We start from the raw sequence: 14,946 nt of genomic DNA on the forward strand, positions 1-14,946 counted from the left end.
GGATGGCAGCTTTTAGCTGTGTTACCTGCAATGTATATATCATTTTGATGTAAAATGTGATATACTAAGTGATGTAAGAGAGATCAATAAGATCTTTGACAATCAGCATACAGTTGGCGCATTCTTCTTTCTTGGAGGGAAAGAGTCTGCGGCATAGATCGACTGCTATGGCTGAATATTCTTGATTTAATCCGATAGCCCTTTTTGGCAGGAACGCTAAGGTGCGAAACACCGGCATTTCTCCAACTTAAGGGGGCGTTTTTGGATTCGACGGGGATAGTTCGGGCATGAGTAGCGGGTAGTGGGGACGCGTCCACTTCATCAACGCTAAAGCCAATTAAACGGCAAACAACAAAACAACTACGCTTTCGCAGCTTAATAACCTGTGAGCGTGCTCTCGCTCTGTATCGCCCATGTACCGGGATGAGGGCTCAACTTTAGTGGGATACGCTGTCTAGTCTCCGCCTGGGGCTAGCTGAAGAAGACAATCAGGCTGACCTGAAGGGAATCCGGTGACAGGGAGTCTCTAGGGTGACATCAAATCTGTCACTACACCCGTAGAAGCTTGTGTTGTCGTTATCTTCGGACAGGGGTTCGACTCCCCTCGCCTCCATACATAACAATGATAGAGCCATCAGCCAGTGATCTGGTTGGTGGCTCTTCTGTTTATGATATAATAAGCGTAATTAGAAAACTGGAGGGGACTCAGGATGGTTGCCAATCGAGAGCAGCTCCAAGAAATTCTGAAAAAAGCGAATCAACATGCACGCAAGCAGGCCAGAGAGTCAGGGGCATCCATTTACTATATCAAGAATAATAAACGAGTACGTGAGGATGCTAACGGTAATAAGTTCGAAATCATTTATGATGCAACCGGAAAACGACATGAGTTCGAATATCATGAATAAGCTAAAACCAGTTATGACGGTTTTTGCAGGAACAAACGGGGCGGGGAAAAGCACGCTCAGTATGCAGATGAGAGCATGGTTGGGCGAGCTGGTTGACCCTGATCAGATTGCCCGTGAGCTAAAACCAGATGATCCAAGAAGTGTCGATCTTTCGGCGGGAAGAGAAGCGGTCAAAAGAATCAGATCGCTGATAAAAAGACAGGAGCACTTTGCAATTGAAACTACCCTATCAGGTACATTTGTTCTAAAGCATATGCAAATTGCTAAAGAAAGCGGTTATGACATCGTCATGTACTATATTGGACTTCAAGATGTGCAAATGCATATTGACCGTGTGGCCTCTCGTGTCGAGCAGGGTGGGCATTGGATTGCAGAAGAGGATATTCGTTTTCGATACGGTCAGTCATTGCAAAATTTAAAGCCTGCACTAGCCATTGCAGATCAGGTTTTTATTATAGATAACACAAACCAACCAACGATTGTTGCTGAAATCACAGAAAGTAAGCTGATATATTGCATAGAGAATATACCTGCTTGGTCTGCGAATGTTATTAAGGATCATGGTTGGTAGTGTAGTTTGGGGTGTTGTTATGGCAATTAGCTTAATAACCTTGCACGTGTGCTCTCGCTCTGTATCGCCCGTGTACCAGGATGAGGGCTCAACTTTAGCGCGGGATACGCTGTCTTGTCTCCATGAAGCTGAAGAAGACAATCAGGCTGATCTGAAGGGAATTGGGTGACAGGGAGTTCGAGTATCGCTTACGATGTTAGCATTGTTTCGCAATGCTCTCAGGTGACATCAAATCTGTCACCACACCATAGAAGCTTGTGCTGTCGTTATCTTCGGACAGGGGTTCGACTCCCCTCGCCTCCACCATGATGAACACCATCCGTATGAGGATGGTGTTTTTGTTTTATATTAATACTATAGGCTAGAACATGTCTTACAGGTGGAGTGAAATCGATGAATCATAGTCATGATGGAGAGGAACCACTGATAACGGTACTCAATATGGATGGTCAACAACTAACACCATGTTTGCCCCATCGGGCTTGGCGGGAAGTTGAGCGATCTCGAGCTGTCTGGGTTGATGAGCAGACGATCCAATTACTTTATAATCCGTTCTTATTTCGGGACTATCGAAAAGCCGCACTGAAACGAGATCGTCACACTTGTTTGTGGTGCGGACGATACGCCACGACAGTGGACCATATTATCCCCGCAAGCAAAGGTGGCTCGGATCTTCCGTATAACCTGATCGCTTCATGCAGCGAATGCAATACAAAACGAGGAAACCGTTCTGCATTATCCTATCTCAAAGAAAACGCGAACTTTGTTCCAAATCTTATGAAGCTCTACTGGCGTATCTTTATAGCTAAATACAGACATCGTCAAATGAAAAAAGGGACACTTGAGTAAAGGCTTAGATTTATGATTTGGGAATCGTGATGCAGTGAGCTTCAATGATCGCAGCCGTCTGTTGACGATCGAATTGATGGTTAACCATATCCACTGTAAATTTTCGGCTTTCTTGCATCCATCTTGAAGTGCAGGCCATTAAAGCGTAGGAGTACAACCAGTAGTAGGATACGCTGTCACATCTCCGCCTGGGGTGTGCTGAAGAAGACAATCAGGCTGACCTGAAGGGAATCCGGTAACAGGGAGTTCCTAGGGTGACATCAAATCTGTCACTACACCCGTAGAAGCTTGTGTTATCGTTATCTTCGGACAGGGGTTCGACTCCCCTCGCCTCCACATACCATTAGAAAAGCGACCCGATGAGGCCGCTTTTTGTTTCTCAGCTAATGTTGAAACTATGCATACTTTCTTCGATACTACGTATTCGGTTAACACTCCTATAAAAAATGAATATTTTCCACTTTAAGGATAAGTCTTACGATAATCCTCTCTCTGAACTGTTTAGTTTCTCCTTAAGAATAATTCATCAATATCGATATCAAAGAATCGATGAATAATCCCCAGAAGAAAATCTTGAATGGATTTTCTCTACTTCTTGTATTAACTCTAGTGCTTCTTCATAGGCCCCAAGTTCTCTTAGTAATTCAACGTCCTTAATTTTATATACTAGAATTGACCAATTCTCATTATGTTCAGTGCATATATCTTTGTTTTTCTTGAATTCATTAAATCTCTTTTTACTTAGTTTTTTAGGAGATGGAGCCCAATCTTTAGTGATATTTAAATGCTCAAACATCGAGAGATCGTCAGAAATAGAAGCCATTGAATAATGAGGGTCTCCAGAGTCTTCGTAAATAAATTTATATTCACAGAGGGAAAGATAATTTATTACTTTGTTTTCTTCGTTTTCATATCCAAGTTGATTTAGAAATTCTTTAATTTTAGGACCAACGTATAGACGATTAAATTGAAGAGGATCTAGTTGTTCGTACATTCTATACAATTTTCCTTCCCAACCATAATTTTTAAAATAGTAGGTTCCGAAGTCAGCATAATAAATTCTTTTTTCTGTTCCTTTATCATGATTAATAGTAAGTTTTAATTTGTCAGAATTACTTCCTAATAGTTTTTCCAAATATTCTTGATGGAATTCCTCGGAATCCCCACCATTCCTGAACTCCATGCATGTTATAAAAGCATAACAGAAAGTATAGATAGGAATGTGAAGGAAACGGACCCATTGTGAATCTTGAAGGATCAGATTATCAAAGACAACTTTATAAAGAGCAGGATCGTTTTTAAAATAGTGATTATATATGTCGCTTGATAAAAATTCCGATGCACGTATCACAGGTTCATCTTGATACATAAATAATAAAAAAGCTTCAGTACAGAAACCGACTAGGTTAATATGCTGTAATTCTGTATTTTGTAGGTGTATATGTTGGATCATGATTAAGCATAAGCTACTTTCTTGTTCGGGTAGACATTCAAGATCGCCCATTGATGCGAAGAGTAGTTGTATTGATACCCTAGTTTGTAAATAGTCATGAATATAATGGGAATGATTATTTGTTAATATCTCCTTTAACTCTTTTTTTAGAGAGGATCGAAGATCAGACCAAGTTATGAGTTCTAAGATCTGCTCATCCTCGAGTTCGATCTCATTAGGTCCAAAAAGCCAACTTTCAGCATCCTGTTTAACAACTTCAAATGACTCTTCTTTTTCATCCTTATAAATACTGTAGTCTTTCGTAACTCCAATCTGCTTTTCTAATAAGAACGGTTTTCGGCCACACAAAGAGGCTACTTTTTCTCCGAATTGGTTAGTGTATCGAAGGTCGAAATGGTGGAGTGTTTCTGGAATGTTATCGACAAGAAGATCAAGCTCCATATCCATATTTAAATAGTCAAGTAATTCTATTTCGGCCAATAGTATCGCTTTTAGTTCTTTTTTTATCTTTTTAAAATAAGTGTCATGGTAAGTACTATAATCTTCTGGAAAGACTTCTTGAAACTTTTCCATAGCCATATAATGATGTACACTAAATGCTTCTTTATAAAATTGATTTAGAATATCTTTTCCTATAAACGACATACCTTTATTAGTACACCTAACTATAATATCAGGTAAGTTATGAAGATCTACGTACTGTGCTTTTATATTTCCATGCCCCATAGTTGAACAGTAATTCTTAATTTCTCTTTCTAAAAAGTTGAAAAGTGAGGAATGTAGATGCGGATCACAGCAACAAAGCAAATGAAAGAACCTATTAAGCTCCTCTTCCCCACTAGGTAAATCATTTACCAAGTCAGGCCCCCAATTCCAGCTGCTATCGGGTTCGTTATGATAGCTATAAGGATAATCTTCGTAATGTAATATACATTGCTGCTCTATCATTTCCATGACATGTTTACTGGAGCCCACAGAAAAATGTTCCAACAGAAACTGAAGTTGATTGTAGTAAGCACAGCATTGTAAAAGTTCAGGAATAAATTGTTCAGTATGTTCTTTGATATATGAATACAAAAAATCCTGCACAGAAGGCATGCTGAATTTTAATAAAACTTCGTCTTCTTCATCACTATAAAAAGACTTAATCATAGTTCTTTCAAGTTCAGAGATACTGTCACTTAGCTTTTTTATTTCCATTCTGTTTGTACGAGTATCTATAAACTTTGCATAGCAGCATTTCATATCTTCGAGGTACATGGGAGTTGAAGAGATTAGCAATAGCATGGCTAAAATCTGTGCCTCTTGAGAAAGCTCCAAAAAAATATCCTCCCAGAATGCTCCAGGATTATCAAAATAATCACAAAGATCAGTATAATAGTCTTCTGGGGCAGAATCTTTATCTGGTACCTTGTTTAGGTAGAGGGCGAGTACACGGGGATTATAATTCTCATGATTTATTATTCGACTGCAATTTTCGAATAAATAGGAAACGTATTCATATTGTAAATTTGATGAGTATAGGTGTTGAAACAAAATACTGGCCTTTTCAATATTGCTATATTCCTCCACCGTACAAATTAGAGCATATTGCTCTAATTTTTCCTTTAGCATAGGTTGTTTTTGTAGACCTTGACGAAGAACGTATTCCCTTGTTGTTAAGATAAGGCGTTTATTTCCACCAAAGTCTATTATACGTTGAATGAGTTTATGAAGCTGATTTTCATCATTTCTACGAGTGCTTTCATTGTGAAAAATACTCCCCCAGAAATCATCTAGAATAATGACTTGTTTTTTGTCATCCTCAAGCATATTATAGACATCTTTAATAGAGTATGCCCATATAAACCCATCTAAGTCGTCTGGTTGCAGGTATGCCAATGCTAAAAGATATGCTATCGTAGTTTTTCCAACACCAGGTTCTCCTGAAATAACAATTACATGATTATGAGACCATTTTTGTAACGCTTCACGATAGATTCGAGTGGGGGCGAACGTGTTAGATGCTTTCAATGCCTCTTTAAGTTCTTCAGCTGATTCTTTATACAGTGCGCGGTGAGTGGACTCTTTAAGGAATTTTTGAAACACATTAATGCTTGGTAACCAAAGTTTAGGATGAGCTAACTCTACCCATTTGTAGTTTGGTTCTTCTAATAGTCTATTAATATCTACTTTGCTTAAGATATCATTTGTACTAGTTATAAACCCCTCAAATAATTCCTGAATTTGTTCTTTTTCCCCTTGTTGAAAAGTAATTGAAACACCCAAGATATATCTGTCAGGTTTTAACTTTCGCACTTTAGGCAGTTCAATGTCTTTCAAGCTATTGTAAAGTTGTTTGAAATTTTGTTTATAGCGTTTTGCTTGAATAACGGTTTTTTTGCCGTGGAATATATAAGAACCGTCAATACCTGAATCACGACCTTCTTTATACATTTCTACAAAAAAACCTTCCCTTACTTGAACAATATCACAAATTAGTTTTTCAAATTCGAGGGGCTCTAGTAAATCATGAAAGTTATAGTTAGACATATATAAACCTCCATTCTCTTGAGGAATTAGCTATAGTCTAATTCTACATTTGACATAGGTCAGCGATTTTACGGGCAAAATATTTTAAATACTTGTCGTTATAGCTTTTCATTATAGATGTGAATACCTTCCCTCTCATCCACCAACTCAATAATCTCCCGAATATCACTTATATTCAAAGCCTCAGCGATTCTTTCAATATGACTGAAGCTGATACTTTCCCGTTTTCCATTGGCAAGTTCACTTAATGCAGCGTGCCGTACATCGGATATGCGGGATAATTCCCGCAAAGAAATATTATGTGCCTTGGTCAATTCCGAGATTTTAACGACAACTTTTTTCCTCATTATAATCACCTCTCAAAAGATCGATTTCAACTTGACTATACGCATAAGCGTACCGTATAATGATCTCAATGCTGGTACTCATATGCGTAACAAAATGCATTTATCAGTGTTTATCGATCCTTAAATCAGCTTTTAGAGAAGGAGAATCCCATGCCAAGCTTCCTGGAATCCCTATATTACGGGCAGTTGAATCCTGTAGAGAAGGCTGTTTCCACCGACCCTCAGTATCGCCAATTGAGCCGGCAAATATCCGAGTCCATGGATGCCTGGAAGAAGAGGCTTTCAGAAGATGAGTTTCGAGAGCTCGAGGATCTATTAGATTTATATCGACAAGTTCAAGGGCTGGAAATGGCGGCTTCTTTTACTGATGGATTCAGGCTGGGAGCGATGATGATCATCGAGGTGTACTCTGAGATCGTGTGATCAGTAAGAACACTTATAAAACTGCCATAAAGACACGAATCGTGTCTTTTTTAATACGCAAAATATTTGCTATCAGGACTTTCCGCTAACACTAAAAAAGAATTCACACTAACCGCCCGTAGATAAGGTATCTTCGCTCTAATAATCCTTCACACGGCAGGAATATATACCCAATTTATAGAAGACTCTGTCTAAAAATCGTTAAAGGTGATGACAAGACAGAGGATGCATCCTCATATGAAATGGATCCTCCAATAGTAAGGATTATATATAAAGGTTCTTCCAAGGCTTATCCTTATCAACTCAATGATATACAGTTACTGACGCCGACCGTTCAGGACATAACGGAGGATATGGCTGTTTTTCACGATGAGTATCCTTTTTATAATGTAAAACGGGTGCTAGATTTCGGTCCTTGAATTTGCCAAGCCACGGTTCGCCTCCATACATAAAACCCGCTCATTGAGCGGGTTTTTACATTTATATCTGAAACAAAGTATTGAGTATTAGATCTCCGAATTGGATTGATGCATCAGCTCTTTGATCTCAAGAAACTGTGAATTCGTTATTTGTTGGGATTGATGGACGGCGTTCAGCTTATATTCTATTCTTTCCATTCGAAGTTGCGTTTCTTTTTGGAGTTTCTCGGTCTGTTTTTGTGTTTTGGAGTTATCCATTACGACTAAGATGGTCAGACCCGCACTAAAGATCGTTAACCCTCTAGCGATTTGATTTAAATCGATTGAATTCATGGCAATCAAGCAGTCGGCAAATCCTGCTCCTATAAGTAGACCGCCGATCGTGACAATCCCCGTTCTTTTCCATTGTTCTGGGATGATATTTAATGGCTGTTTCATGTAGAGATCTCCTTCAGTTAGGTAGTAAACGTGAAATTAGGATAGCTTCATTCTATATTTAATAAAACACAAATCCTGGAACAATAAAAGGAAATACATAAAGCTTATTGCGTAAACATTAAGGATTCAGTTTGAGGAAATTTAGTGATCAGCGGTAACGTATTATTTGGGAATGACTTGGAAAGAGGAGGCAGGACTGATACTCAAAGCAAGAAGGAATTAGGAGACTTACGAAGAAATTTTCTAGTGGACATTATTTATATGAGATTAACCTGGGTCGACGGATCTTCGCTCACGCGATCAGGTTAAATATGAACTGTAGATTGGCTGGTGATCTGGAATGAGTGAACAATTCTGGTTAGTGGTACAGTATCCTCTGAAAAGTGCAAAAGGCAGCCAACGTGATCACTGGTTAAGAGAAAAAGTAATGGAATATTTAGAAATATCTCTAGCAGATGCTGGTTTAGGCTATGTAGATGGGTTTGACATGGGGAAATGCATTTCCGACCCGAAGAAATATGCGCTTAATATATTTTGTGTTGTTACGGAAGAAGAACGAAGTATTGCCTTGGTGAAAAGAGTGTTAAGAGAGGGTCGACTTGATTATACTCGAATAAAAATCGCTACAATGTCCTATGGGAATGAAGAAACATATACTCTGAAATATGCCTATAAGAAGGGTGTTACGGAATTTTCGCTATAGCATGTATTATATTATTGGTGTCGCTTTTGTAGCAGTCTAGTTTTAGGATAACAAGAAGGGAAGAGGTTTATGATTACCATTTATGACTGGTTTGGCTGTGAATTGCCCAATCAAGAGCGTTATCAGTTAATAAAAGAAGCTGGATTTGATGGCGTTTTAATATGGTGGAGTGATGGCTTTGGTCGTGACTGCTTTGGCCGAAACGATTATCGCAACGGGCCGCAAATCGCACGAGAAGCGGGTCTATTTATAGAAAATATCCACACACCAATCCAAAACGAAAACAACCTCTGGCTTGACAATCTGGATGGTGAAGCGGCAGCTGAATGCTATCTGCAATGTGTTGCAGATTGTGCTGAATTTGAGATTCCGACAATGGTCGTGCACTTGCCGGGCGAAGACAATCCATATAACGAATTGGGACTGGATAGAATCAAGAGAATCGCTGACAAAGCTGAACAGCTTGGTGTCAATGTTGCAATGGAGAATTTATGGAACTTTTCCAATTTGGCATATGTGCTGGAGCAAGTGGATTCCCTGCGTATCGGATTCTGTTATGACAGCGGACATCACTACCGCCATTACCCGGAGAAAGATTTATTATCCATGTACGGGTCTCGGCTGATGGCACTACACTTACATGATAATAACGGAAGTTATGCCCAGCACGGGTTACCCCTTGATGGCACGATTGATTGGTCTACAACCATGAAAAAAATTGCGGAAACGAACTATTCAGGCCCGATTGCAATCGAGGCCATGAATTGGGATTATGAGGATTTATCGGCACAAGAGTTTTTACATAGAGCGTTTGTGCAAGCCAAAAGACTGGAAGCGTTAAAAACTGATTCCTCAAAGACGACTGTAACAGAATGAAATTACTATAAAACTAGGCACTCTACATCCATCATGCAGAGTGCCTAGTTCATTTATGCCCTTATTCACCTTCCCAAATGGCGTTGAACCAGAGACTGTAGCTACTAATGTCGCGCCTTCCGTACACCTGATAGCCTGTTACACCCGCATTGTCCGTTGAATCATTCATGGGGTCACTTCAGAGGTTGTGGTTTTTTGCTGTGTCGATTAAAAGTGTAAAATCCTTAGCTATAAGTTTGCAAAGCAAGACACCTCGCTCAAAGAGTGTCAAATGCACGTTATGCTGAAGAAGGGCCTTAGAGGTCCTTCTTTTTTGCTTTCGGTCCTTTTTTCTGACATTTGTCATAACCGGCTTGTGACAACCCACACTAATTGAATCTCGCGCTTTTTCAATATAATAAGGACATCAAGTAACGAAGAAGAAATTAGCGGAGGTTAGGACAAAATGACAAAGGCGATTGAATGTATAAATCTAGTGAAGAAATTCGGCGACTACTGTGCCGTTGATCATATGAATCTATCATTTGAGAAAGGTCAAATATCAGCATTGCTCGGACCGAATGGTGCAGGCAAGACAACAACCATTTCCATGATACTCGGAATGATCAAGCCAACATCAGGAGAAGTCAGGGTCTTGGGGATGCCGTCCGGCACAAAAGAATTACGGCAACGCGTTGGAGCGCTTTTGCAGGATGTTAAAGCAGCAGATGGACTTACGGTCAAAGAAGTGCTTCAATTGTTCCGCAGTTATTATCGTAATCCGATGTCGCTAGAGCGATTGTTAGACATTTCGGGTCTCCACGCGGATCAGAAACGACGCGCATCCTCCCTGTCTGGAGGACAACGCCGTAGATTAGCCTTCGCCCAAAGTTTGGCGGGAAATCCAGAGCTCCTCCTGCTTGATGAACCAACCGTCGGAATGGATATTGAGGCTCGTGGTCGCTTTTGGGATACCATCCAAGCGCTGGCAAGTGACGGACGTACTGTGCTCTTAACTACACATCATTTAGAGGAAGCTGATGCTGTCGCAGATCATATCGCAGTAATCGCTAGAGGACAGGTTGTTGCGGAAGGGACTCCAGAACGTTTAAAGGCTCAAACAGCACTTAGAACAGTTTCATTTCGAGCAGCGAACGCGCCAGCTGAGCAGGAATGGCTCACATTACCTGGTGTGGAAAAGGCAGAGTGTAACGGCGAGCGAATTCGTCTGTATGCCCAAGAGACCGATGTATTGTTATTTACACTGATGCAGTCTGAATGGGGAATTTCCGATATTGATATACAATCTGCCAGCTTAGAAGATACATTCCTAAGTCTTACAGGGACACATAAACCAACGATTATACGATAAAAAAACATTTTTAGGAGGAAAATAGCCATGTTACATATGTTTATTGCCCAAACCAAAGCAGAAAGTATACGAATTATCCGCAGTCCATTTTTCTTACTCTTCTCCATTGCGATGCCGCTTGCTTTCTACTTTTTATTTGCAAGTATGAATGGGGTAGATAAATCGATTCAATCGACAACTTGGGGTGTCTTTTCATTGATGTCGATGACTGCATTCAGTTTGATCGGTACGGCCGTATCTCAATTCGGTATCCGTCTATCGTTCGAGCATCAAGATGGGTGGGTACGCCTGTTGAAGCTAACTCCACTATCTCCTGCAGTCTGGATTGGCAGCAAAATTGTATCGCAAATGGCTGTTCACTTGATCGTCATTGTTGTTATATTTTTATCTGCTGGCCTTGTTCATGATATACAATTGACAGCCGGGCAATGGATTTTATGCGGATTATGGTTATGGATTGGAAGCATATCTTTTCTGGCGCTTGGTGCCTTGTTAGGAACGCTTAAAAATGCGAATACCTCCGTTGCCATCGGAAATGTATTACAGATGGGGCTTGCCATTGTGGGGGGGCTTTGGATGCCGCTTAGTACTTTGCCAAGTTGGATGGGCTCGGTCGGGGAATGGCTTCCATCTCACCGTTACGCAAATGGGGCATGGAATATGATCGCTGGACAAACTCCAGCAAGTATCGATTTCATAATTTTGACAGGATGCGGTCTCCTCTTTATGCTACTATCAATCTATATATATAATCGACGGGATGCGGTCTAATTGAATAGAGAAAAGTGGCGTCTCTTTCCAAAATCGGAAGGAGCCGCTCCTTATATTTTATTAACAAATTTAATGATACCCATGTACTTTTTACTCTATGAGCCATCAAGTATACAGTGGCTTGGCTTTGTTCTGTTAGGCATATTCGTTCTATTGTTTCGACAATCTTACTTTTATGCAAAGTGGGCCTCGCCAATATTGATCGTTCAGGTGGGTATACTTTTAATTTTAGCAGCTGTATTTCACCCTATGTATACATTTATAGGTTTTATGATAGCTGCTCCGCTGAGCAAACAAAAGCTACCGATATTACTCTCTATAACGATCGTTTTCACTGTAGCTATGGGATTTATCGCTGTTCCTTACTTGGAGAGGATGGGCAGCCTAGTATGGATAGGGCTGGTGCCTATGTTTGGCATCTGTATTCTGCCGTATATTATACGAACATCGACTCGATTTCAACAGAAGTCTGCGCGGTTGCGGGCAGAAACTGCTGAACGAATGGCACAGCAGGAGGAGCGCCAGCGGATCGCACGTGAACTCCATGATACATTGGGCCATACGCTGTCATTAATCGCACTAAAAGGGGAAGTCGTTGAAAAATTGGTCAATCGCCATCCCGAGAGAGCGATAGAAGAGGCTCGTGAAATACGAGAAACGGCACGCGCAGCCTTGAAACAAATGCGTGAATTGGTTACGGAGATGAAAGTTACATACCTCGCTGATGAATATAAGCATGCTGTATCGTTATGTTCAGCAGCGGGCATACCGCTTTTTTTTCAATATCAATCGATTTCAGATCCCAGACCTTCTCATGTAGGGACGGAAGACGCATTAGTGAACAATCCGCTTCCGTTAACACCCTTGCAGGAGACGATTTTGGCGATGTGTTTTCGCGAGACGATTACAAATGTGGTTCGACATAGCCGAGCAACAAGTTGCAACGTTCTTCTCGACATTCAGGAAGGGGAAGTTCGTGTATCTGTACGTGATGACGGTATTGGGGCAGATATGGATCAATTCTATACTAGCAGTAATGGCCTCGCCGGATTACGGCAACGGTTGGTTATGATCGACGGTCGTATGTCGCTGTCTTCGTCCCCAGGCAAGGGGACTGAAGTCACCTTACATATACCTAGGGTAATACGAAATGAAAAGGTAGGTAGTGCTTAAATGATTCGTATTGTTTTGGCAGAAGATCAAAAGTTATTAAGGGGAGCACTGGCAACTTTACTCTCGTTAGAAGATGATATTGAAGTAGTCGGACAAGCTGAAAATGGGGAAGAAGTGATGTCCATGATTCAGCAATATGAGCCCGATGTAGCTGTTCTGGATATTGAGATGCCACTAAAAACGGGGTTAGATATTGCGGAATTAATTCAAAAAAATAAGTCAGCTTGTCGTGTCATCATCTTGACGACATTCGCGCGTCCTGGATATTTCCAGCGGGCTATGCAGGCAGGAGTTTATGGATACCTTCTTAAAGATACGGGCAGCGAGGAACTGGCTGATGCGATTCGTCGGGTCTATGATGGGAAACGTGTCATCAATTCAGAATTGTCGCTCGCGGTATGGGATGATCCATGTCCATTATCACCCAGGGAGCGCGAAGTCATGAAGTTGGCTGCCCAAGGCTTAGTTCTTCAAGATATTGGAGCACAGCTGTTTCTATCCTATGGAACGGTACGGAACTATATGTCAGAGGCGATTGGGAAGCTTGGGGCGAATACACGGATCGAGGCGATAGATATTGCACGTAGTAAGGGATGGTTGGATTAAGGAGAACTTCGAGGTATGGAGGTAAGCGGATCACCCCACTCAAGGGATGATGCAGCCAGCCCATAGAGAGCTTTAGAAGCTCTCTTTTTTTATGATCCGCTCCTTAGCGTACCGTAACCTAATCAATACACTCCGGCGAATTGTGGTTTTACACAACCACGGCTCGCCTCCACCATCAAAAACACCATCCGCATGAGGATGGTGTTTTTGCATTTTATTATTTTGAAATCATGATGCAATGATCTTCAATGATCGTAGCCGCTTGTTGACGATCAAATCGATGAGAAACCATATTACCTTGAAATCTTCGGTGAATATTTCCAAGAAAAGTAAACACGAGTTGCAAAGATGTCAACACCGAAAACCATCCGTGTTAACACTAAAAACCAATGGTATAATCCAAGATGGAGACTAGCTTTTAGATTTCTCCAGTCGTATTAAATAATGATTAATTACTATTATGTAAATATATGGCATAAAGACATAAAATTGTACTAGTAGCATGATTTGCATTAATTCTAATTGCAAAACATGCTATTTGTCGTTCCTCGGATCTCTCTTTGCAGCTCAAAAATTATAGCAAGCTAGGAACAGCAAAATGATTGTTTTATCCTTATAATAAGCTCAGAGGTGGTAGTATGCAGTACAACAAAATTATTGATCAGAGCATAACTTATATAAAAGACCACATAAACGAGGAGCTTTCCGCTGAAAAAATAGCAAATCAAGTAGGATATTCAACTTTTCATTTCTGTAGGATTTTTTCACTAGTAAAAGGGATTCCGTTAATGGAATATGTAAGGAAATATCGTTTGTCAACGGCAAGGATTGAACTTACTGACAACCGGAAAATATTGGATGTTGCCTTGCATTATGGATTTGAATCTGCAAGCGGATTTTCAAAATCATTTCGTCAAGAATTTGGGTATACTCCAACGTCATATAAAATCAGAATGGCGGATAACGATAACGCATTCGTTAAAAATATTCGAGAAGCATTGAATCCCCCCAAAATTGTTAAAAAAGGTGCTTTTAAGTTAGCTGGATATGGAATGCATACGAACATGGCAGATAATTATAGTCATCAATTTGCGGCTTATTGGGACTCATGTGATGAATCAAATTTAGAAGAAAAGCTTTATGAACAATTGAAACCACCAAAACATGGTGAAGTTGGAGTATGGCTGCCTTATCAGAACGAAGGAAATGCCATCTATCTATTTGGCGTTATTGTCAATGATTTCAGCCAAGTAACCTCTGATATGGTGGTTGCCGAAATCCCAAGCGCTACTTACGCCGTTTTCACTACTCCGCCCATCAACAATCTAGCAACTGCCACAACATACGAGAAAGACCCATTATCCATAGTCATTAAGGAGACCTGGAGATATATTTTTACAGAATGGTTTGATCAGAACAAATATGAGCTGGATGAATCTCATTTTCCATTTGAATATTATGATGAACGTTGCCATGCCTCTGAGAACTCAATCATGGAAATTTATGTACCAATAAAAAAAGCATAG

At 40.4% G+C, this 14,946-nt stretch carries 14 protein-coding genes and 1 other RNA gene; 12 read left to right on the plus strand and 3 right to left on the minus strand.

The genetic code is table 11. The annotated features are described in order from the left end of the window. The first annotated feature begins 251 nt into the window (after positions 1-251). The 4 genes from ssrA to MHH48_RS01530 all read left to right on the plus strand — a co-directional run bounded on the left by ssrA (position 252) and on the right by MHH48_RS01530 (position 2,328). Positions 252-616: a transfer-messenger RNA gene (gene ssrA, locus MHH48_RS01515) on the plus strand. A gap of 94 nt (positions 617-710) precedes the next feature. Further along, complete coding sequence (locus MHH48_RS01520; RefSeq protein ID WP_053490481.1) at positions 711-908, plus strand: hypothetical protein; 198 nt, start codon at positions 711-713, stop codon at positions 906-908. Next, complete coding sequence (locus MHH48_RS01525) at positions 901-1,479, plus strand: zeta toxin family protein (protein WP_076322602.1); 579 nt, start codon at positions 901-903, stop codon at positions 1,477-1,479. The genes MHH48_RS01520 and MHH48_RS01525 overlap by 8 nt, the downstream gene beginning before the upstream one ends. Before the next feature lie 393 nt (positions 1,480-1,872). Continuing rightward, positions 1,873-2,328 (plus strand): HNH endonuclease, encoded by a 456-nt coding sequence (locus MHH48_RS01530; RefSeq protein ID WP_076322601.1) that lies wholly within the window; start codon positions 1,873-1,875, stop codon positions 2,326-2,328. Between the two features lie 538 nt (positions 2,329-2,866). Here MHH48_RS01530 and MHH48_RS01535 read toward each other — a convergent pair. Together MHH48_RS01535 and MHH48_RS01540 are read right to left on the minus strand one after the other, a co-directional pair. Continuing rightward, positions 2,867-6,313, minus strand: a complete 3,447-nt coding sequence (locus MHH48_RS01535; RefSeq protein WP_076322600.1) for an ATP-binding protein — start codon at positions 6,311-6,313, stop codon at positions 2,867-2,869. Positions 6,314-6,411: 98 nt separating this feature from the next. Then, entirely contained in the window at positions 6,412-6,660 is a 249-nt protein-coding gene (locus tag MHH48_RS01540) for a helix-turn-helix transcriptional regulator (protein ID WP_076322599.1), read from the minus strand. A gap of 150 nt (positions 6,661-6,810) precedes the next feature. Between MHH48_RS01540 and MHH48_RS01545 the strand changes: the two genes are divergently transcribed. Further along, on the plus strand, positions 6,811-7,083 hold the full coding sequence (locus MHH48_RS01545) for a DUF6809 family protein (RefSeq protein ID WP_076322598.1): 273 nt from the start codon (positions 6,811-6,813) through the stop codon (positions 7,081-7,083). A gap of 506 nt (positions 7,084-7,589) precedes the next feature. Here the strand turns inward: MHH48_RS01545 and MHH48_RS01550 are convergent. Further along, the gene (locus MHH48_RS01550; RefSeq protein WP_076322597.1) at positions 7,590-7,940 is read right to left on the minus strand and encodes a hypothetical protein; all 351 of its coding nucleotides are present in this window, start codon (positions 7,938-7,940) and stop codon (positions 7,590-7,592) included. A 340-nt stretch (positions 7,941-8,280) separates the two neighbouring features. Between MHH48_RS01550 and MHH48_RS01555 the strand changes: the two genes are divergently transcribed. The 7 genes from MHH48_RS01555 to MHH48_RS01585 all read left to right on the plus strand — a co-directional run bounded on the left by MHH48_RS01555 (position 8,281) and on the right by MHH48_RS01585 (position 14,946). Continuing rightward, entirely contained in the window at positions 8,281-8,643 is a 363-nt protein-coding gene (locus MHH48_RS01555) for a hypothetical protein (protein ID WP_076322596.1), read from the plus strand. A 69-nt stretch (positions 8,644-8,712) separates the two neighbouring features. After that, a complete protein-coding gene (locus MHH48_RS01560; protein ID WP_076322595.1) occupies positions 8,713-9,519 on the plus strand; it encodes a sugar phosphate isomerase/epimerase family protein in 807 nt (268 codons plus the stop codon). Between the two features lie 445 nt (positions 9,520-9,964). Then, positions 9,965-10,870 carry an ABC transporter ATP-binding protein gene (locus MHH48_RS01565; protein ID WP_076322594.1) on the plus strand — a complete coding sequence of 302 codons (906 nt, stop codon included), beginning with the start codon at positions 9,965-9,967 and terminating at the stop codon, positions 10,868-10,870. Between the two features lie 27 nt (positions 10,871-10,897). Beyond that, positions 10,898-11,641, plus strand: a complete 744-nt coding sequence (locus tag MHH48_RS01570; protein ID WP_076322593.1) for an ABC transporter permease — start codon at positions 10,898-10,900, stop codon at positions 11,639-11,641. Continuing rightward, positions 11,642-12,814, plus strand: coding sequence for a sensor histidine kinase (locus MHH48_RS01575; RefSeq protein WP_076322592.1), 1,173 nt, complete (start codon positions 11,642-11,644; stop codon positions 12,812-12,814). Further along, complete coding sequence (locus MHH48_RS01580; RefSeq protein WP_036664865.1) at positions 12,815-13,420, plus strand: response regulator transcription factor; 606 nt, start codon at positions 12,815-12,817, stop codon at positions 13,418-13,420. It begins immediately after the preceding gene. 638 nt (positions 13,421-14,058) lie between these two features. Beyond that, positions 14,059-14,946 carry an AraC family transcriptional regulator gene (locus MHH48_RS01585; protein ID WP_076322591.1) on the plus strand — a complete coding sequence of 296 codons (888 nt, stop codon included), beginning with the start codon at positions 14,059-14,061 and terminating at the stop codon, positions 14,944-14,946.

It is taken from the genome of Paenibacillus sp. FSL F4-0100, from assembly GCF_037993005.1.
Lineage (GTDB): Bacteria > Bacillota > Bacilli > Paenibacillales > Paenibacillaceae > Paenibacillus_AQ.